Here is an 18,827-nt window from a genome sequence, read left to right on the forward strand (position 1 = left end):
CTCATGAACCGACTAGCAGTGGGCCTCGCCGTGGGTGCGGGGTATGTCCTCGGCCGTACGAAGAAGGCGAAGTTCGCGTTCGCCGTCGGCACGATGGTGGCGGGCAGGCGGATGCAGCTGAGCCCGCGCGCACTGGTCGCGACGGTGACCCGGCAACTGGAGAGCAACCCGCAGTTCAAGGAGATCGGCGATCAGCTGCGCGAGGATCTGCGGGGCGTGGGCAAGGCCGCGACGGGTTCCCTGGTGAACCGGCAGATCGAGGGCCTCGCCGACCGTCTGCACGAGCGCACGCTCGGCGTCCAGGACCGGATCTCCGGCGTGCTGCCGGGCGATGCGGGGGAGGAGGCCGAGCAGTCCGCGGAGCCCGTGGACGCCGACACCGACACCGATACCGAGGACGCGGACCAGGGGCCGTCCGGGCGGGACGAGGGACCGCGCCGGCCGGCCGAGAGGGCCGCGGGGAAGAAGAAGCCGCCCGCGCCGAAGTCGGCCGCCCAGCAGGCCGCCAAACCGGTCGCCAAGGCCACGAAGCCGTCCGCGCGTGCCTCCGCGAAGCCGCCCGCCAAGAAGGCCCCCGCGAAGCAGTCCGCTCCGCGGAAGACGGCCCAGAAGAAGACCGCGGCGGCGGCCCGGGGCACCGCCCGCAGGGCGAGCTCCACGGCCCGCGCGGACCGGGCGAAGGGAGGCCGCGACCATGGCTGAGTCACCCCTGAAAGGCATCGCGGGCGGCCCCGCCGCCGACCGCCTCAAGGACGAGGCCCAGGCCTACCTCATGGCCCAGGCCCAGCGCATGCTGGTCGGCGTCGGCCACCGGCTCGGCGACGCGACCGTCAGGCTCAACGACATCGCCGACGGGAAGAGCCCCGGCTTCGGCAAGCTCGCCCTGGACGCCGGGCGGAAGGTCGCCGAGGGCAAGGGGCCGGTGCGCAGCGCCCTGGAACTGGGCGGCAGCCACCTCAAGGACAAGGTGAAGGACGCGTTCAAGGGCCTCGGCGGCAAGCGCAAGAAGGGCGGCGCGGGCCAGAAGCCCACGGTGATCCTGGAGTACGTCGACGTGGGCGTCCCGATCCGCGACGCGTACGACCAGTGGACGCAGTACCAGGAGTTCTCCACCTTCGCCAAGGGCGTCAAGGGTGCCACCGTGGCGAGCGACACCGACTCCGACTGGAAGCTCAAGGTCTTCTGGTCCAGTCGCAGTTGGAAGGCGCACACCACGGAGCAGGTGCCTGACCAGCGGATCACCTGGACGTCCGAGGGCGGCAAGGGCACGACGAAGGGCGTCGTCACCTTCCATCCGCTCGCCGAGAACCTCACCCGGGTGCTGCTGATCATCGAGTACTACCCGAAGGGCCTGTTCGAGAAGACCGGCAACATCTGGCGCGCCCAGGGCCGCAGGGCACGCCTGGACCTCAAGCACTTCGCCCGGCACATCTCGCTGCGCGGCGAGGCGAGCGACGGCTGGCGCGGCGAGATCCGCGACGGCGAGGTCGTCCGCAGCCACGAGGACGCGGTGGCGGAGGAGGAAGAGGAGCGCGCCGAGCACGAGCAGGAAGAGCACGACGAGCCCGAACCCGAGGCCGAGTACGACGACGAGGAAGCGCCGGAGGAGGAGACCGAGGGCGAGCCGGAGTACGCGTACGAGGACGAGGAAGGCGCCGAGGACGAGGCCGAGTACGACGAACCCGACGCCGAGTACGAGGAGTCCGAGTACGCCGAGTACGAGGAGGACGACGCGGGGGAGCCCGACGCCGAGGACGCGAAGCGGCGTGAGTACGCCGATGCCGGGCGGGGCCGCCGATGACGGCGGCCACCGGCCGGCTGCCCGACCCCTACGGCCGCGACGGCGGCGGGGCCAACCTCGCCGACATCCTCGAACGCGTCCTGGACAAGGGCGTCGTCATCGCCGGCGACATCAAGATCAACCTGCTCGACATCGAACTGCTCACCATCAAGCTCCGCCTGATCGTCGCCTCGATCGACAAGGCCAAGGAGATGGGCATCGACTGGTGGGAGGACGACCCGGCGCTCTCCTCGGGGGCGCGCCGGGCGGAACTCGCCCGGGAGAACGCCGAGTTGCGTCGTCGTGTCGAGGAGCTGGAGGAGCAGGGGGCCCCGAAACCGACGGCGGGCCTCCTGGAACCGGCAGAGGAGGAGAAACGTGAGCGTCGCAAACGGTGACCTGCGCTACGTCTACGCGGTCTGCCGCCCGCTCGCCGCGCCGCTCGCCGCCGACCTGACCGGGGTCGGCGGCGAGCCGCCGCGCCGGATCGCGCACGAGGGCCTGGTCGCCGTGGTCGGCCCGGTGCCCGAGGGGGACTTCGCCGAGGAGCCCCTGCGCGCCCACCTGGAGGACCTGGACTGGCTCGCCGGCACGGCCCGCGCCCATCAGCGGGTCGTCGCCGCGCTCGCCACCGTCACCTGCCCGCTGCCCATGCGGCTCGCGACCGTCTTCCGGGACGACAGCGGCGTACGCGTCATGCTCCGGGACGGCGCGGAGCGGTTCCGGCGCGTCCTGGACCGCATCGACGGGCGCGTGGAGTGGGGCGTGAAGGTCCACGTGCGGAGCGCCGAGGAGCCGCCGGGGCCGCGCGGGGCGCCGCGCTCCGGGCGCGACTATCTGCGGCAGCGGCGCAGGCAGCGTACGGCGCACGAAGAGGCGGGGGAGCGGGCGGAGGCCTTCGCACTGCGGCTGCACCGGATGCTTGCGGAACGCGCCGACGACGCCCGGCTGCACGCCCCGCAGAACGCGGCGCTGTCCCGCGCGCCGGGCCGCAACATCCTCAACGCCGCTTATCTGGTGGCCCGTTCGCGCTCCGAGGAGTTCGTCGAGGTCGTCGACCGCACCAAGGACGAGGAGCGGGACGCGGACGGCCTGACGGTGGAGCTGACGGGCCCCTGGGCCGCCTACTCCTTCACCGGGGAGGAGCCGGACGCAGGCGAGGGGTCGGATACCGGCGAGGGATCGGACGGCCCGGCATGACCGTCGTGGAGCGCCGCGAGATCGCCCTGGTCGACCTGCTGGACCGCCTGCTCGCGGGCGGCGTCGTCATCACCGGCGACATCACCCTGCGGATCGCGGACGTCGACCTCGTACGCATCGACCTCAACGCCCTGATCAGCTCCGTGAACGAACAAGTGCCCTCGCCCTGGCCGGAGGCGTCAGTACCGCGGGAACGGGAGTGACCGCGGGGACGGGAGTGAGCGAACCGTGGACCGAGAACGCCGCAATCGCATGGACCTCGACCCCGACACCGTCGAGCGGGACCTGGTGAAACTGGTCCTGACGGTCGTCGAGCTGCTGCGGCAGCTGATGGAGCGCCAGGCCGTGCGCCGCTTCGACACCGGGGAGCTTTCGGAGGACCAGGAGGAACGGATCGGCCTCACGCTGATGCTTTTGGAGGACCGGATGGCCGAACTCCGGGAGCGGTACGGACTGCGGCCCGAGGACCTGAATCTGGACCTCGGGCCGCTGGGTCCCCTGCTCCCCAGGGGGTGATCGTCCGTGTCGGCTACCACCTGTACCAGCGGGACCTGGTGCCCGTGGCGGTCGTGCTCCGCATCAGGAAGCCGACCAGCCAGATGACGAGCACGGCGATGGCGACCCACCAGAGAACCTTCACGGCGAACCCCGCTCCGAAGAGGAGGAGCGCCAGAAGAAGGACCAGCAGAATAGGAACCATGGTGTGTACCTCCTGTGGTCCGGGTGTCCCCAACTGCACTTTCTACGCCGCCAGTTGAGTGAATCGGGCCACTATTTCCGGCAGAGGACCTCGCCGTGCAGGACCGCGAACCAGGCGTCCTCGTGGCCGCCCCACTCCCGCCACGCCGCCGAGACGGCGCGCAGTCCCTCCTCGTCCGTGTGGCCGCCGCCCACCGCGCGCTCGGCGTACGCGGAGGCCAGGGTGCGGTCGGCCCACAGCCCGCTCCACCAGGCGCGCTCCTCCTCGGAGCCGTAGCACCAGGTGGCCGCCGTGGTGGTGATGTCCGTGAATCCGGCGGCCAGGGCCCAAGACTTCAGGCGGCGCCCGGCGTCGGGCTCGCCGCCGTTGGCGCGGGCCACCCGCCGGTACAGGTCCAGCCAGCCGTCCAGGGCGGGCACCTCGGGGTACCACGTCATCGCCGCGTAGTCCGCGTCGCGCACGGCCACGATCCCGCCCGGCCGGCACACCCGCCGCATCTCGCTCAGAGCCCGCACCGGGTCGCCCACGTGCTGGAGCACCTGGTGGGCGTGGACCACGCAGAAGGAGTCGTCGGGGTAGTCGAGGTCGTGCACGTCCGCGACGCCGAACTCCACGTTCTCCAGGCCCCGTTCGGCGGCCGTGGCGCGCGCCGTCTCCAGGATGTCCGGCGCGTGGTCCACGCCCGTGACGTGGCCCTGCGGCACCAGCTCCGCCAGGTCGGCGGTGATGGTGCCGGGGCCGCAGCCGATGTCGAGGACCTTCATGTGCGGCTTCAGTGAACCGACCAGGTAGGCGGCCGAGTTGGCCGCGGTGCGCCAGGTGTGCGAGCGCAGCACGGACTCGTGGTGGCCGTGCGTGTAGACGGCGGTCTCCTTCGGCATGGCGGGCACTCCTTCGTGTACGTGTATGAGGCACCGTACGCCGTCATGCCGACATGTGAGACCCGCGTATCAGTATGTGGTCAGCCGTGGAGGTGGTCCCGGGACGGGCCCCGCCCTGCCCCGCGCGGTCGGCGCGGGGCCGACAGCGGCCGCTGGACGGTCGGTGCCTCCGGCAGCTTGTCCAGGTACAAGCAGCCCTGGACGTGCGTCACTTCACCGTCGTACGCCACCGCGGTGCCCGGCCCGCGGCCGTCCACCCGCGGCCGGGGCAGCCGTACCGTCGTCCGGCAGCGCGGGCGCCTCGGCCCGGGGCCGCCCCGGCGGGGCCGGCTGTGCCCGCGTCGGCACCAGACCGCGTACCGCGAACGCCGCGCCCGCGCCGAGCGCCCCGCCGACCAGGACGTCGCTCGGGAAGTGCGCCCCGGTGTAGACCCGGGACACCGCGACGGCGACGGCCAGCGGCGCGACGGCCGCGCCCCAGGCCCGCGACTCCAGTGCCACCCCCGTGGCGAAGGCGACGGCGGACGCCGAGTGACCCGAAGGGAACGACGTGGTGATGGGCTGACGCTTGAGCTGCCGCATCAGCGGCACCGTGTCCAGGACCGGCCGGGCGCGGCGCACCGACCGCTTGCCCAGCGTGTTGATCGTCGCGGACGCCAGCGCCAGCGAGGCCACCCCGCGCAGCGCGGCCCGCCGGGCCCGCGGGGTGCGCGTCGCGGTGATCCCCGCGGCCGCCGCGAACCACAGCACCCCATGGTTGGCGCTCCGGCTGAGCCGGGGCAGCACCCGGTCCGCGCCGGGCCAGTGCCGCGCCGCCACCGCGTCGAACAGCCGGCGGTCGACCCCGACCATGCGGGACATCAGCGGACGGTGCCCCGCGCCCGGCAGGGGCAGATCCACGTCTGACGCATCCGAATACTCAGCACACATGGCGCCTCACGTACCCAGCGGACCACCTTTCAGGCCCTGGCCCGGGAAACCCGCAGGTGAGCGCGGTCGGCGGGCCCTTCGCACCCCACGATCGGAATCCGTTTGCCCGCACGCCCCGGCGCCCCGGACAATTCCGCTCATGGGACATGTCGAAGCCGCACACCTCGAGTACTACTTGCCGGACGGGCGGGCGCTGCTCGGTGATGTCTCCTTCCGGGTCGGCGAGGGCGCGGTCGTCGCCCTGATCGGGGCGAACGGCGCGGGCAAGACCACCCTGCTCCGGCTGATCTCCGGCGAGCTCCAGGCGCACGGCGGCTCCGTCACCGTCAGCGGCGGCCTCGGCGTGATGCCGCAGTTCGTCGGCTCGGTGCGCGACGAGTCCACGGTCCGCGACCTCCTGGTCTCCGTCGCCACGCCCCGCATCCAGGAGGCCGCGAGGGCCGTGGACGCCGCCGAGCACGCGATCATGACGGTCGACGACGAGGCCGCCCAGCTCCAGTACGCGCAGGCGCTCTCCGACTGGGCGGAGGTGCAGGGGTACGAGGCCGAGACGCTGTGGGACATCTGCACCACGGCCGCGCTCGGCGTCCCGTACGACAAGGCCCAGTTCCGCGAGGTCCGCACGCTCTCCGGCGGCGAGCAGAAGCGCCTGGTCCTGGAGTCCCTGCTGCGCGGCTCCGACGAGGTGCTGCTCCTGGACGAGCCGGACAACTACCTCGACGTACCCGGCAAGCGCTGGCTGGAGGAGCGGCTCAAGGAGACCCGCAAGACCGTCCTGTTCGTCTCCCACGACCGGGAGCTGCTCGCCCGCGCCGCCGAGAAGATCGTCAGCGTCGAGCAGAGCCCCGGTGGCGCCGACGCCTGGGTGCACGGCGGCGGTTTCGCCACGTTCCACGAGGCCCGCAAGGAACGCTTCGCGCGCTTCGAGGAGCTGCGCAGGCGCTGGGACGAGAAGCACGAGCAGCTCAAGAAGCTGGTCCGCAATCTGCGCCAGGCCGCCGAGATCAGCCACGAGCTCGCCTCCCGCTACCAGGCGGCCCAGACCCGGCTGCGCAAGTTCGAGGAGGCGGGACCGCCGCCCGAGCCGCCGCGCGAGCAGGACATCACCATGCGCCTCCAGGGCGGCCGCACCGGCGTGCGGGCCGTGACCTGCGAGGGCCTGGAGCTCACCGGGCTGATGAAACCCTTCGACCTGGAGGTCTTCTACGGCGAGCGGGTCGCCGTCCTCGGTTCGAACGGCTCGGGCAAGTCGCACTTCCTGCGCCTGCTCGCGGGCGACCCCGACGACCCGGTCGCGCACACCGGTGCCTGGAAGCTCGGCGCGCGCGTCGTGCCGGGCCACTTCGCGCAGACCCACGCCCACCCCGAGCTGATCGGACGGCCCCTGCTCGACATCCTGTGGCGCGAGCACGCGCAGGACCGCGGCGCCGCCATGTCGCGCCTGCGGCGGTACGAACTGACGGCCCAGGCCGAGCAGAAGTTCGAGCGGCTCTCCGGCGGCCAGCAGGCCCGCTTCCAGATCCTGCTGCTCGAACTGCAGGGGTGCACGGCCCTGCTCCTGGACGAGCCCACCGACAACCTGGACCTGGAGTCGGCCGAGGCCCTCCAGGAAGGCCTGGAGTCCTTCCAGGGCACCGTCCTCGCCGTCACCCACGACCGGTGGTTCGCCCGTTCCTTCGACCGCTATCTGGTGTTCGGCAGCGACGGCAGGGTCCGTGAGACTCCGGAGCCCGTGTGGGACGAGCGGCGGGTCGTCCGCGCCCGGTAGCGCGGCACCTACGCGGTACGGCGTGCCCCACTTCCGCCGTGCGGTGCGCACGCGGGTCCCGGGCGGTGCATGCTGGGTAGGACGGGCCGAACGGGCAGCCGGGAGGCCGGGCGCGGCACGACCGAGCGATCGGAGCCATCCATGACCGGAGTCGATCCGGGTCGGCTGGACGACCAGCAGCTCATCAAGGAGCTGGAGACCATCCACCGCACCCGCCACACGACCCTGCTGCACGGCTCGAACGACGCCCTGCGGGCGCACAACGACCGCATGGCGTCGCTGGAGGGCGAGTATCTGCGCCGCCATCCGCGCAGGTCCGTCGCGGGCAGCCGGACCCGCGCGGGCGCGCGGGAACGGGGAGGCGGGGAGTCGTGACGGGCGGGCCGGACGACTCCGCGGCCGGATCCGCGGGCACGTCCACGGGCAAGGCCGCCGAGGGCGGCCGGAAGGGCAGGACCACACCGCCGCTGCTCGACCGGCACGGCGAGGCGCTCGACCTCTTCACCGACCGGGTGCACGCCGTCCGCGCCGACCAGTGGGACGCCCCCACGCCCTGCACCGAGTGGACGGTCCGCGACCTGGTGGACCACCTCACGACGGAGCAGCTGTGGGTGCCGCCCCTGCTGGCCGGCGCCACCGTCGAGTCCGTCGGCGACGCCTTCGACGGGGACGTGCTGGGCCCTGACCCGGCCGCCTCCTGGGACACCGCGTCAGCCGCGGCCCGCGCCGCCTTCCGCGCCCCCGACGCCCTGGACCGCACGGCCCACCTCTCCTTCGGCGACACCTCCGCCGCGTTCTACTGCGGCCAGATGACCACCGACCTCGTGGTGCACGCCTGGGACCTGTCCCGGGCCATCGGCGCCGACGAGACCCTGCCCGAGGACCTCGTCAACTTCTCCGTACGCGAGATCTCGCCGTACGCCGCCGAGTTGGAGAAGAGCGGGCTCTTCGCCGCGGCGGTGGAGCCGCCGGCCGGTGCCGACGTCCAGACGAAGCTGCTGAGCCTGCTCGGGCGACGCGTGTGAGGCGGGGCGTGCGCCGGACCGGGTGACGTGGGGGTGCGCCGGGGCCGGGTCAGCCCCGGGTGATGCCCGGCCAGTCGTCCGGTTCCGCGCCGCTGATGTCGGCCAGCGCGGACGACGGGTCCCTGGCGAGCGCCAGATCGCCGAGGCTGACCATGCCCACCGGGTTCCCGTCCTCGACCACGGGCAGCCTGCGCACCGCGTGCTCGCGCATCAGCCCGACCGCGGCCGACACCGCGTCGTCGGGGCCCACCACCACCGGGTTGGGCGTGCAGATCGCCTGGGCGCTGACCGTCAGCGGATCCGCGCCGTCGGCGACCGCGCGGAGCGCTATGTCCCGGTCCGTGAGCACCCCGAGGACGTGACCTTCCGTGGCGACCAGGACGTCACCGATGTCCTGCGCGCGCATCAGCTGCGCCGCCTCGACGAGGGATGCGTCGGGGCGCACCGCCACGACGCCGGTGGTCATGACGTCCCTTACGAAATCAGCCATGGCTGAGGGCCTTTCCTGCCTGCGTTCGCTGCCTGCGTGCTCTGCCTGGGTTCCTGCCTGCGCTCGTCCTGCCGTGCTCGTCGCTTGTTCTGCCGCGTTCTTCGCTCGTCCTGCCGTGCTCGTCGGTCTGACTCCGCTCGCAGTACCCCCGTGTCACAGCGGTATGCCTCGGTCCGCGGGCAGGTTTGCGCCGCCCGGCCGGGGAGACCCGGCCCCGACACCCCCCACGACGATTCTGGGAGGGGAGGGAGTCATGGCCGTTCTCGCCGTGTTCCTCCCGGTGGTGCTGCTGGGCCTGGTCCTGGCACTCGGCCGGTACGAGGAGTTGCTGCTGCCGCCCGCGAACGATCCGGACGAGGTGGACGGCGTGTGGAGCCGCGCCGCGTGAGGCGGCGCGGCCGTGCCGCCCCGGTGCCGCGCCGGCCGGGACGGCACGCCGCCCGCTGCCTCCACGGGCCGTGCGCGGCTAGCCGTGCCGTCCCCCGTGCCCCTTCCCGTGCCCCTTGTGGGGCAGGAACTCCTGCACCTTCGCCTTCAGCCCCTGTTTCACCACCGACGCCCGGTCCGCGTCGCCCTTGAGGACCGATGCCGCCGTCGCCTCCATCTGCTCCCAGGTCGCGTGCGGCGGGATCGGCGGTACGGCGGGGTCGGTGACGAAGTCCAGGACCACGGGGCCCGACGCGTCGAGCCCGGCCCGCCACGCCGCCTCGACGTCCTCGGGCCGCTCCACGCGGATCCCGGTCAGCCCGATCGAGCGCGCGAACTCGGCGTACGGCACGTCCGGGAGCGACTGCGAGGGCAGGAAGGACGGCGCGCCCTCCAGTGCCCGCATCTCCCACGTCACCTGGTTCAGGTCCCGGTTGTTCCACACGCCCACGACGAGCCTTGGATCGTCCCAGCGGTGGCGGTACTTGGCGGCCGTGATCAGCTCGGCCATGCCGTTCATCTGCATCGCGCCGTCGCCGACCAGGGCGAACACCGGGCGGTCGGGGTGCGCGAACTTCGCGCCGATCGCGTACGGCACCGCGCACCCCATCGTGGCGAGCGTCCCCGACAGCGAGGCGCGCATGTCGCCGCGCATCGTCAGGTGGCGCGCGTACCAGTTCGCCACCGAGCCCGAGTCGCACGTGACGATCGCGTCGTCGGGGAGCAGCGCGTCCAGGGCGCGCGCCACGTACTCGGGGTTGACCGGGTCCGCGGACAGCGCCGCCCTGCGGTCCATCACGCCGTTCCAGCGCACGATGTTCGCGCTGATCTCGTCGTGCCACTCGCGGCTCACCGCGCGGCGGTCCTTGTCGATCAGCGGGATCAGCTCGCGCAGCGTCGCCCGCGCGTCGCCGACCAGGTTCACCTCGTACGGATAGCGCATCCCGACCATGTGCGGATCGATGTCGATCTGCACGGCGCGGACCTTGCCGAACTCCGGCAGGAACTGCGTGTACGGGAAGCTGGAGCCGATCGTCAGGAGGGTGTCGCAGTCGCGCATCAGCTCATGGCTCGGGCGGGTGCCGAGCAGGCCGATCGCGCCGGTGACGTACGGGAGTTCGTCGCTCAGCGCGTCCTTGCCGAGCAGGGCCTTCGCCACGCCCGCGCCGAGCAGTTCGGCCATCTCCTCGACCTCGGCGCGGGCGCCCGCCGCGCCCTGGCCGATCAGGATCGCCGCCCGGTCACCGGAGTTGAGGACGTCGGCGGCCCGCTCCAGGGCGGTCGGTGAGGGCATCGCCGTCCAGGCGCTGCGGTCCAGGCTGGAGGGGACCATCTTGAACGCGTGCCGGGGAGGCGAGTAGTCCAGCCCCTGGACGTCGCCCGGGACGATCACGGCGGTGGGGCAGCGACGCGCGTACGCGGTGCGGATCGCCCGGTCCAGCACGTTCGGCAGCTGCTCGGGCACCGTCACCGTCTCCACGAAGTCGGACGCCACGTCCTTGAACAGCGTGTGCAGGTCGACCTCCTGCTGGTACGAGCCGCCCATCGCGCTGCGGTCGGTCTGGCCGACGAGCGCGAGGACGGGCACGTGGTCGAGCTTCGCGTCGTAGAGGCCGTTGAGGAGATGGACGGCGCCGGGGCCCGAGGTGGCCGTGCACACGCCGAGGCGCCTGCCGAACTTGGCGTATCCGACCGCCTCGAACGCGGACATCTCCTCGTGCCGCGACTGCACGAAGCGCGGCCGGTCCTCGGCCCTGCCCCAGGCGGCGAGCAGTCCGTCGATGCCGTCACCGGGATAGCCGAAGACCTGCTCGACGCCCCAGGCGCGCAGCCGCTCCAGGATGTGGTCGGCGACCTTGACGCTCATGACGGAAACCTCCGTACGGGTCGGGGACACGTCCGTCCCGTCCGGGTGTCCGGGCGGCCGGGCCGGAAACCTCCCGGTGTTTGGTCCCCCGGGGCCGGGGCAGGCGCAGAGACAGTGCTTCGGAACGGAGGCACGTCCGTGGGAGCGGCCATGCCGTCGGCCCCGGGTGTGTCCCGTCATGTCCCGACGCGCGCGCACTCCCACGGTGACCGTGCAACCCAAGGCACCCACAAGGGAGTTGCGACGCACCATGCGATCCCACACCTGCACCGCGACCACCACGAGGACCAGGCGTCACCCGCACGACGACGCCCCCGACACCGCGGCGGCCTTCGCCCGGCTGGTCGAACTGCCCGACGGACCCGAACGGGACGCCCTGCGCGACGAGATCGTCCGGGCCTGGCTCCCCATGGCCGAACGCCTCGCCGCCCGGTTCCGCAACCGCGGCGAGTCCCTCGACGACCTGCGCCAGGTCGCGGCCCTCGGCCTGGTCAAGGCCGTCGACCGCTATGACCCGCGGCGCGGCAACGCCTTCGAGAGCTACGCGGTCCCGACCGTCACCGGCGAGGTCAAGCGCCACTTCCGCGACCACATGTGGACCCTGCACGTGCCGCGCCGCGTCCAGGACCTGCGCAACCGCGTCCGGTTCGCCCGCCAGGACCTCTCCCAGACGTGCGCGGGCCGCACCCCCACCACCGCCGAGATCGCCGAGCACGCGCAGATGAGCGTGGAGGACGCGGCGACGGGCCTGGAGGCGCTCGACAGCTTCACCGCGCTCTCCCTCGACGCCGAACTCCCCGGCAGCGAGGACGGATACGCGCTGCGCGACACCCTCGGCGGCCCCGACCCCGCGCTCGACGTCGTCGTCGACCGCGAGGCCGTCAAGCCGCGCATCGCGCAGCTGCCCGAACGCGAACGCACCATCCTCTACATGCGGTTCTTCGGCGACATGACGCAGAGCCGCATCGCCGAGCAGATGGGCATCTCGCAGATGCACGTCTCACGGCTGATCAGCCGCTGCTGCGACCGGTTGCGGGACCAGGTCATGCGGGACGCGGCGTAGCCACCGTGCACGCCGCGCCCCCTCAGCGCGAGCGGCGCATGGCCAGGGACACATGGCGGGACAGCACGTCGACCGCCCGTGCCTCGGCCATCGAGAAGGCGAGCCGCGCACCGCTCCGGAACAGCGTGAGGACGCCGTCCACCGGGGCGTGCGGCCCCGCCGTCAGCGGCACGCACAGCAGGGACGTGACCTCGGCGCGGACCAGGACGTGCGCGCCGGACGCGTCCCGGCCGAAGGCGTCCGGGTCCTCGGGGCGCACCTGGAGCGCGGGCGCCCCGCCGCGCGCCGCCTCCACGACGAGGGGGCACGCGGCGGGGTCCTGCGCGAGGAGGTCGGCGACCGGCGCGTCCGCCGGGCCGAGCACGGCCCTGCGGCGCAGGCGCGCGGCCCCCTCGTCGGCGATCACCCAGTCCGCGAACCGCCCGTGCAGGACCGCGGCCGCCCGCTCCAGGACGGCCCCGGCGTCCCCGATCGGCGCGCCGAGCAGCGCCGTCGTCATGGCGTCCGCGAGGTCGAGCTGGGCCGCGTGCCGGGTCGCCTCGCCGAGGTCGGGCACGGGGCCGGGGGTGCCTGCCTGCTGCGGGCGGGCCCCCGGGGGCTGGAGGACGGCGAGGACGGCCGGGCGCGGCTCGGCGCCGGGGCGCAGCGCCGTGAGCGTCGCGCGGACCGGGGTGCGGGGGCCCTGCTGGAGGTGGACGATCAGGCTCCGGTCGCCCTCGCCGCGGGCGACCGCCGCGGTCTGCGCGCGGAACGCGGCCCGGTCGGCGTGCACCAGGAACCCCGCCATCGGCCGGCCCGTCGCGTACCCGGCGCGCACCCCGGTCAGGCCCGTCGCCGCGAAGTTCATCCGCCGCACCACGGTCTCCCGGTCTATCAGGGCGACCGGCAGCGGCATCCGCTGGAACAGGGCGCGCAGCAGCCGCTGCTCGTCCCGGTCGGGCGCGGCGCCCGACGGCTGCGCGTCGGTGGTGAGGCGTGCGTACGTGGGCCACAACTGGTGAGCCACATGGTCGAGTTCGAAGATGGCCGCGTCGAGCACGGTGAGCAGTTCCTCGGCGGGCACGGAACGCGCCGCCTTCAACTCGGCGACCCGGCGCAGGAAATCCGCCAGCTCTTCACCGAACTCCTCCATTTGAGACATGTGTCGAACCTAACGGCTGCGACCGTTTTCCGAGGGGTTCGCAGGGAAGCCGAGGGAAGAGAGGAGACTTGTCATGGCGCCCTTGCCGGATCCCGATCTGCTCCGGCCGGAGTCATCCCTACCCGGCCGCAGGCTCTCCGAACTCGCCGAACAGGCGGCGCGATGCACCCCCGCGTGCTGTGGCGCGAGCACCACGGTCTCGGACGGAGGTGAGGAGCACCCCACCGCGGTCACCCATCCCGACCTGGCCGGACTCGTCTCGGTCCAGCGCCGCTCGGGCGACGGGCCCATCCCCGCCGCCGAGGAGCAGGGCGAGCCGGTCGACTCCGGCGACCTGCTGCGGGACGAGCGCTGGCCCGCGTACCGCGCGATGGCCCTCGACTCCGGTGTGCGCTCCAGCGTCACGCTGCCCTTCCAGCGCGGCGGGCTCACCGTCACCCTCAGCCTGTTCAGCTTCCGCCCCGGGGCGCTTGAGGAGGCGGAGCACGGGCCGGCCCAGGCGCTCGGCGACCTCGCCACCAGCAGCTTCGTGCGCGACCGGCACTACCGCGCCGCGCTGACCGAGCTGGACCAGCTGGGCGCGGCCCTGCGGACCCGGCCCGTCGTGGACCAGGCGTGCGGCATCGTCATGCACGTCCTGGTGTGCGACGCGGACGCGGCGTTCGCGGTGCTGCGGCGGATCTCCCAGACCACCAACCGCAAGCTCGCGGACGTCGCGGCGGCGCTGGTCGAGACGAAGGGCCGGGGCCTGGAGCGCGAACTGGTCTCCCTGGCCCGCTGAGCGCGGGAGCAGGAGCCCGGACCGGTCGGCGGCGACCGGTCCGGGCCTTCTGCGTCCCGGGGGCCGCGCGCCGCGGGACGCTCACCCGGGCGGGGGTCAGAGCGGGCGGGAGGGATGGGGGCGCGCTGTGATGGGCACGTACGGCCCTGTCCCGGAATGTCCTGGGTTCGTACCGGTGCGACGGGGCAGGACACAGTCACGTGAGTGCACGGAGGTACGGATGCGGCGGACGGAGACGGAGGGCCGCGGCCCCGTCCGGTACGGGCCGCCCCCGCCCGAGCCGGGCCTCCCGGTCCTGCCCGAGCTGGCGGCCGCCGCGGCCGCGGCGGCGGGCCGTTCCCCGTGCGAGCCCCCCGGCGGCGGCCCCGCGCTGCACGACGCGGCGAGCGGCTACTGGGCCCGCCGGGGCCTTGCCGTGGAGCGCGACCAGGTCGTCGCCGCCCCCGGCGCCCCGCCCCTCCTGCTCGCCCTCACCGCGGCCCTCGGCGGCGACGTCCTGCTGCCCCGCCCCTGCCCCGCCTGGTGGGCGCCCCAGGCGCGGCTCCTGGGCCGCGGGGTCTACCGCGTGCCGACGCCCGCCGAGTGCGGCGGCGTCCCCGACCCGTACGCCCTCCTGGAGACCGTCCGCCGCGTCCGCGCCGAGGGCGGCAGACCGCGGCTGCTCGTGCTCAGCGTCGCCGACGACCCGACCGCCACCGTGCCGCCCCCCGAGGTCCTCCACGAGGCCGTCGAGGCCGCCGCCGACGAGGGGCTGCACGTCGTCAGCGACGAGACCTGGCGCGACACCCTCCACCACCCCCGCGACACCGTCCTGATCGGCCCCGCCGAGATGGACCACGAGCGGGTGACCGTCGTCTGCGACCTCGCCGGGGCCTTCCTGCCGCCGGCGCTGCCCGCCGCCGTCGCCCGCTTCCCCGCCACCGCCGAGGGCGCCGCGCTGCGCGCCCGCACCCTCGACGTGCTCACCGCGCTCGGCGCGACCCTCGCCGCACCGGTCGTCGCCGCAGCCTCCTACGCGCTCGGCGAGCCGGACGAGATCCTCGAACGCCTGGCCGCCGCCGTACGGCTGCACGCGCGCGTGGCCGAGGCCGCGCGGCACGCCGTGCTCGCCGCCGGCGCCTTCGTCCGGCCCCCGCGGGCGGGCCGCCACCTCTACGCCGACCTGGGCCCGCTGCGCGCCGCCCTCGCCGCACACGGTGTCGGCGACGCGCAGGACCTGGAGGACTTCCTCGGCGCCCGGCTCGGCATGCCCGCGCCGGGCGGACACCGCTTCGGGGACGACATCGACGCCCTGCGCGTACGGCTGTCCACGGGACCGCTGCTCGGCACGACCCAGTCGGAGCGCCTGGCGTCGCTCACCGCACCGGACCCCCTGGAATTGCCGCACGTGCAACGGGCGTTGAGCATGTTCGGATCGGCCTTCGACGATCTCCGCGCAGACGCACGGCGAATGGAGCCTCCTCGGTGACCCAGCAGGCGCGACAGACGCAGCAGCAGACACAGCGGACGACGGCGGGGGAACGGGGCGGAGAGGACCGGGCGGACCGGGCGGGCCGCAGGGGCGGTGAGCGGGTGTCGCCGGTCCTCGCACCGGCCCCGGAGACGGCCCTCGCCCCACCGCGCGCGCCCGGCGGGCGACGCCTGTGGCCCCGGTCGTTCGCCGACCGCCTGACCGCGCCCCTGCCGGGCCTGCGCGCCTTCGCGCGGCTGGCCCGCGAAGGCGCCCTGCGCCCGCGCCCCGCGGGCCTCGCCGACATCCGGCGGCTGCCCTTCGACCCCGGACCGCTGCCCCGCGTCGACGCCCGCACCGTCGCCGTCACCTGGGCGGGCCACGCCAGCTGGGTCGTCCGCATCGGCGGCCTCACCGTCCTCACCGACCCCGTCTGGTCGCGCAGGATCCTCGGCACGCCCGCCCGCGTCACCCCCGTCGGCGTGGCCTGGAGCGCCCTGCCGCGCGTCGACGCGGTCGTCATCAGCCACAACCACTACGACCACCTGGACGCCCCGACGCTGCGGCGGCTGCCCAGGGACACCCCGGTCCTCGTGCCGGCCGGGCTCGGCCGGTGGTTCACCCGCCGTCGCTTCACGGCGGTCACCGAACTCGACTGGTGGGAGGCGGCCGAACTGGACGGGGTGCGCTTCGACTTCGTGCCCGCCCACCACTGGTCCAAGCGGAGCCTCGTCGACACGTGCCGGACGCTGTGGGGCGGCTGGGTGCTCACGGACGCGCAGGGACAGCGCGTCTACTTCGCGGGCGACACCGGGTACGGCCACTGGTTCGAGCGGATCGGCGCCCGCTACCCCGGCATCGACCTGGCGCTCCTGCCGATCGGCGCGTACGACCCGCGGTGGTGGCTGAGCGACGTGCACTGCGACCCGGAGGAGGCGGTCCGCGCGGCCGCCGACCTCGGGGCGCGCCGGATGGCCCCCATGCACTGGGGCACGTTCCTGCTCTCGTCCGAACCGGTGCTCGAACCGCTCACCCGGGTGCGGGCGGCCTGGGAGAGGGCGGGCCTGGCCCGCGAGGACCTGTGGGACCTGCCGGTGGGAGGGTCACGGGTCCTGGCCGCCTAGACGGACCCCGCCGGGCCTAACGGACCCCGCCGGGCCTAACGGGATTCCCTCGGCCCGTACGTCAGCCTCCGCAGCAGCTTCTCCGCCGGGCCCGGCAGCCCGCGGCGTTGGAGCAGCGCGGCGCCCGCCACCGTCGCCAGCCAGGCCGCCACGGCGGTCAGGGCGGCGGTGAGCGTGGGGCTGCCGGTCCGCCCCGCGAGGTCCAGCGCGTACGGGGACAGCACCAGCACCCACACGAGGGACTGGAAGAGATATCCGCTCAGCGACCGCTGTCCCAGCGCGGCGAGCGCCGACACGACGGGCCTCGCACGGGACGAGCGGGGCGGCCTCGACAGGCGCAGGGCGAGGAGCCCGAAGAGCGCCACGTATCCGGGTCCGCCGAACTGGCCACTGACCTGATAGAGCCTCAGGAACGCGTCCGCGGTCCCTTCGTCGACGTGGACGAAGCCCGCGCTGACCAGGCCGATCGGCACGCCGCCCGCGAAGGCGACGCCGAGCGCGACCACGGCGGTGCGGCGCAGCAGCGTCCGGTGCCCGGCCGGATCCTCCAGGACCCGCCGCCGCGCGGCCCACGCGCCCAGCCAGACGATCACCACGAACGGCACGACGGAGAGCGTGTGCAGCGGCCACTCGGCGAGCCGGTCGGCGACGGAGGTGACGTAGTCGGGCGCGGAGAGGGAGGCGACGTCCTCCGAGGGCACGGGAGCGTCGCCCGGACCACCGCGTAGGGCGTGGTGGACGGCGACGCCGGCCAGGGCCACGGCGTACACGGTCGTGCAGGCCCACAGCCACAGCGCGACGCGCTGCACGCGCTCGCCGCGGTGCAGCAGGAAGAGCGTGAAGAGGATGCCGGCGAGGCCGTAGGCCCCCAGGAAGTCGCCGAAGTTGAGCAGGGCGGCGTGGACGGCGCCGAAGGCGAGCAGCCACGCGTTGCGCCGGATCAGCACCGCGCGTGCCGCGCCGGGCCCGGCGCCCGCGGCTTCCTGGCGCCGGGCGAGCTGCACCAGTCCGTAGCCGAACATGACGGCGAACATCGGATACGCGCGGGCGTGCACCAGCACGAACATGACGAGGTTGAAGGGGCGTTCCCAGCCCTGCGGGGAGGCCTCGGCGCCGGGCTGGTCGCCGAAGGTGAACACCGCCGCGTTCGCGAGGGCTATGAGCAGCAGCATCGAGCCGCGGGCCAGATCGGGGGCCAGAGCCCGTTCCGTCCGGAGGACGGGACCCCGCGCGGGGCTCGGACCGTGGGCATGCGTGAGGGCTGTCACCTGGTTCTCTTTCCGCCGGGAGCGCTGACGTCATTAGCGTAAGCCATAATCTATATCTCATATACTAAGTCTGCGTAGGAGATGATGCCCACGAACACATCGGGAAACCGAGGCATCGAGGAACGGAGAGGAGCGCCCATGCCGGCCGACCAGGAGGACGCCCCGGCCGAGCTCGCCCGGCTGTGGAGGCTGCGGCCCTCCGTCTCGGGCCTCGGCCGCCCCGCGGCGCTCGACACGGAGCGCGTCGTGCGCACGGGCGTGGAGCTCGCGGACCGCGACGGGCTGCCGGGCGCGACGCTGCCGAAGATCGCCAAAGAGCTCGACGTCACGCCGATGTCCCTCTACCGCCACGTGGGCTCCAAGGACGAACTGCTCGTCCTGATGCGGGACCTCGCGCTCGGACTGCCGCCCCGGTCGGTGACGGAACCCGAGGGGTGGCGTGCGGGCCTGCGGGAGTGGGCCGTCGCGCAGCGCCTCCTCAACCACCGGCGCCCCTGGCTCCCGCGGCTTCCCCTGTCCGGGCCGCCGCTGGGACCGCACGAGGTCGCCTGGATGGAGGCGGGCCTCGCCGCGCTGACCGGCACGGCGCTGGACTGGGCGGGAAAGGTCGGCTCCCTGACCCTGCTCAGCGGCTACGTGCGCCAGGTCTCGCTGCTCTCCCAGGAACAGGAGCGGGGCAGGAGCGGCACGGGCCTGGGCCAGGCCGAGAGCGAACGGGCCTATGCCAGGACCCTGGCCCGCCTCATCACCCCCGAGCGCTATCCGCAGACGGCCCGGCTGCTGTCCTCGGGCACGTTCGAGGCGGTCCCCGACGACGCCTACGACGACCCGTCGGCCGACCCGGACTTCACCTTCGGCCTCGAACGCGTCCTGGACGGCATCGCGGTGGCGGCAGGGGAGTAGCGCCGGGGCCGGCGCCCGCGAGCGCCGCGC

21 protein-coding genes and 1 pseudogene are annotated in these 18,827 nt (G+C 73.8%); 15 read left to right on the forward strand and 7 right to left on the reverse strand.

Features of this window, described 5'->3' with window-relative positions; all coding sequences use genetic code 11:
- The first annotated feature begins 3 nt into the window (after nucleotides 1-3).
- Genes AB0L89_RS29790 through AB0L89_RS29815 form a run of 6 tightly spaced genes read left to right on the forward strand, consistent with a single transcriptional unit; the run spans nucleotide 4 to nucleotide 3,496 of the window.
- A complete protein-coding gene (locus AB0L89_RS29790) occupies nucleotides 4-702 on the forward strand; it encodes a DNA primase (RefSeq protein WP_365147499.1) in 699 nt (232 codons plus the stop codon).
- A complete protein-coding gene (locus AB0L89_RS29795) occupies nucleotides 695-1,801 on the forward strand; it encodes an SRPBCC family protein (protein WP_365147502.1) in 1,107 nt (368 codons plus the stop codon). The genes AB0L89_RS29790 and AB0L89_RS29795 overlap by 8 nt, the downstream gene beginning before the upstream one ends.
- Nucleotides 1,798-2,178 carry a gas vesicle protein gene (locus AB0L89_RS29800; RefSeq protein WP_365147505.1) on the forward strand — a complete coding sequence of 127 codons (381 nt, stop codon included), beginning with the start codon at nucleotides 1,798-1,800 and terminating at the stop codon, nucleotides 2,176-2,178. Before AB0L89_RS29795 ends, AB0L89_RS29800 begins: the two co-directional genes overlap by 4 nt.
- Nucleotides 2,159-2,980: a GvpL/GvpF family gas vesicle protein gene (locus tag AB0L89_RS29805; RefSeq protein ID WP_365147508.1), complete on the forward strand. Its 822-nt coding sequence runs from the start codon at nucleotides 2,159-2,161 to the stop codon at nucleotides 2,978-2,980. The genes AB0L89_RS29800 and AB0L89_RS29805 overlap by 20 nt, the downstream gene beginning before the upstream one ends.
- The gene (locus tag AB0L89_RS29810) at nucleotides 2,977-3,183 is read left to right on the forward strand and encodes a gas vesicle protein (protein WP_365147511.1); all 207 of its coding nucleotides are present in this window, start codon (nucleotides 2,977-2,979) and stop codon (nucleotides 3,181-3,183) included. The genes AB0L89_RS29805 and AB0L89_RS29810 overlap by 4 nt, the downstream gene beginning before the upstream one ends.
- A 49-nt stretch (nucleotides 3,184-3,232) precedes the next feature.
- The gene (locus tag AB0L89_RS29815; RefSeq protein ID WP_365147885.1) at nucleotides 3,233-3,496 is read left to right on the forward strand and encodes a gas vesicle protein K; all 264 of its coding nucleotides are present in this window, start codon (nucleotides 3,233-3,235) and stop codon (nucleotides 3,494-3,496) included.
- A gap of 13 nt (nucleotides 3,497-3,509) precedes the next feature.
- Here the strand turns inward: AB0L89_RS29815 and AB0L89_RS29820 are convergent, their stop codons facing one another.
- The 3 genes and pseudogenes from AB0L89_RS29820 to AB0L89_RS29830 all read right to left on the reverse strand — a co-directional run.
- Nucleotides 3,510-3,680: a hydrophobic protein gene (locus AB0L89_RS29820; RefSeq protein ID WP_365147514.1), complete on the reverse strand. Its 171-nt coding sequence runs from the start codon at nucleotides 3,678-3,680 to the stop codon at nucleotides 3,510-3,512.
- Nucleotides 3,681-3,751: 71 nt separating this feature from the next.
- Nucleotides 3,752-4,561 carry a class I SAM-dependent methyltransferase gene (locus tag AB0L89_RS29825; protein WP_365147517.1) on the reverse strand — a complete coding sequence of 270 codons (810 nt, stop codon included), beginning with the start codon at nucleotides 4,559-4,561 and terminating at the stop codon, nucleotides 3,752-3,754.
- A 282-nt stretch (nucleotides 4,562-4,843) separates the two neighbouring features.
- Nucleotides 4,844-5,422, reverse strand: a pseudogene (locus AB0L89_RS29830) (phosphatase PAP2 family protein); the annotation flags it as partial.
- A 208-nt stretch (nucleotides 5,423-5,630) separates the two neighbouring features.
- Here AB0L89_RS29830 and AB0L89_RS29835 point away from each other — a divergent pair.
- From AB0L89_RS29835 to AB0L89_RS29845, 3 genes are all read left to right on the forward strand, one after another.
- The gene (locus AB0L89_RS29835) at nucleotides 5,631-7,259 is read left to right on the forward strand and encodes an ATP-binding cassette domain-containing protein (RefSeq protein WP_365147520.1); all 1,629 of its coding nucleotides are present in this window, start codon (nucleotides 5,631-5,633) and stop codon (nucleotides 7,257-7,259) included.
- Nucleotides 7,260-7,400: 141 nt separating this feature from the next.
- Complete coding sequence (locus tag AB0L89_RS29840; protein ID WP_365147523.1) at nucleotides 7,401-7,634, forward strand: DUF6158 family protein; 234 nt, start codon at nucleotides 7,401-7,403, stop codon at nucleotides 7,632-7,634.
- Between the two features lie 92 nt (nucleotides 7,635-7,726).
- The gene (locus AB0L89_RS29845) at nucleotides 7,727-8,284 is read left to right on the forward strand and encodes a TIGR03086 family metal-binding protein (RefSeq protein WP_365147888.1); all 558 of its coding nucleotides are present in this window, start codon (nucleotides 7,727-7,729) and stop codon (nucleotides 8,282-8,284) included.
- Between the two features lie 49 nt (nucleotides 8,285-8,333).
- Here AB0L89_RS29845 and AB0L89_RS29850 read toward each other — a convergent pair whose 3' ends face one another.
- Complete coding sequence (locus tag AB0L89_RS29850; protein WP_365147526.1) at nucleotides 8,334-8,774, reverse strand: CBS domain-containing protein; 441 nt, start codon at nucleotides 8,772-8,774, stop codon at nucleotides 8,334-8,336.
- A gap of 253 nt (nucleotides 8,775-9,027) precedes the next feature.
- Here AB0L89_RS29850 and AB0L89_RS29855 point away from each other — a divergent pair, with 253 nt between their 5' ends.
- On the forward strand, nucleotides 9,028-9,162 hold the full coding sequence (locus tag AB0L89_RS29855) for a hypothetical protein (protein ID WP_365147529.1): 135 nt from the start codon (nucleotides 9,028-9,030) through the stop codon (nucleotides 9,160-9,162).
- Between the two features lie 78 nt (nucleotides 9,163-9,240).
- Here AB0L89_RS29855 and AB0L89_RS29860 read toward each other — a convergent pair whose 3' ends face one another.
- A complete protein-coding gene (locus AB0L89_RS29860) occupies nucleotides 9,241-11,067 on the reverse strand; it encodes a thiamine pyrophosphate-requiring protein (protein WP_365147532.1) in 1,827 nt (608 codons plus the stop codon).
- A 250-nt stretch (nucleotides 11,068-11,317) separates the two neighbouring features.
- Here AB0L89_RS29860 and AB0L89_RS29865 point away from each other — a divergent pair, with 250 nt between their 5' ends.
- On the forward strand, nucleotides 11,318-12,130 hold the full coding sequence (locus AB0L89_RS29865; RefSeq protein ID WP_365147535.1) for an RNA polymerase sigma factor SigF: 813 nt from the start codon (nucleotides 11,318-11,320) through the stop codon (nucleotides 12,128-12,130).
- Nucleotides 12,131-12,152: 22 nt separating this feature from the next.
- On the opposite strand, the gene AB0L89_RS29870 is transcribed toward AB0L89_RS29865, so the two are convergent.
- Complete coding sequence (locus AB0L89_RS29870) at nucleotides 12,153-13,271, reverse strand: PAS domain-containing protein (protein ID WP_365147538.1); 1,119 nt, start codon at nucleotides 13,269-13,271, stop codon at nucleotides 12,153-12,155.
- 73 nt (nucleotides 13,272-13,344) lie between these two features.
- Here AB0L89_RS29870 and AB0L89_RS29875 point away from each other — a divergent pair, with 73 nt between their 5' ends.
- From AB0L89_RS29875 to AB0L89_RS29885, 3 genes are all read left to right on the forward strand, one after another.
- Nucleotides 13,345-14,052, forward strand: a complete 708-nt coding sequence (locus AB0L89_RS29875) for a GAF and ANTAR domain-containing protein (protein ID WP_365147541.1) — start codon at nucleotides 13,345-13,347, stop codon at nucleotides 14,050-14,052.
- A 220-nt stretch (nucleotides 14,053-14,272) separates the two neighbouring features.
- Nucleotides 14,273-15,520 carry an aminotransferase class I/II-fold pyridoxal phosphate-dependent enzyme gene (locus AB0L89_RS29880; protein WP_365147544.1) on the forward strand — a complete coding sequence of 416 codons (1,248 nt, stop codon included), beginning with the start codon at nucleotides 14,273-14,275 and terminating at the stop codon, nucleotides 15,518-15,520.
- A gap of 104 nt (nucleotides 15,521-15,624) precedes the next feature.
- A complete protein-coding gene (locus AB0L89_RS29885; protein ID WP_365147891.1) occupies nucleotides 15,625-16,626 on the forward strand; it encodes an MBL fold metallo-hydrolase in 1,002 nt (333 codons plus the stop codon).
- Nucleotides 16,627-16,661: 35 nt separating this feature from the next.
- Here AB0L89_RS29885 and AB0L89_RS29890 read toward each other — a convergent pair whose 3' ends face one another.
- Nucleotides 16,662-17,894 (reverse strand): DUF418 domain-containing protein, encoded by a 1,233-nt coding sequence (locus tag AB0L89_RS29890; protein WP_365147547.1) that lies wholly within the window; start codon nucleotides 17,892-17,894, stop codon nucleotides 16,662-16,664.
- Between the two features lie 138 nt (nucleotides 17,895-18,032).
- Here AB0L89_RS29890 and AB0L89_RS29895 point away from each other — a divergent pair, with 138 nt between their 5' ends.
- Nucleotides 18,033-18,797, forward strand: a complete 765-nt coding sequence (locus AB0L89_RS29895; RefSeq protein WP_365147550.1) for a TetR/AcrR family transcriptional regulator — start codon at nucleotides 18,033-18,035, stop codon at nucleotides 18,795-18,797.
- Nucleotides 18,798-18,827: the final 30 nt, after the last annotated feature.

The organism is Streptomyces sp. NPDC052114 (assembly GCF_040680155.1).
Classification (GTDB): Bacteria; Actinomycetota; Actinomycetes; order Streptomycetales; family Streptomycetaceae; genus Streptomyces.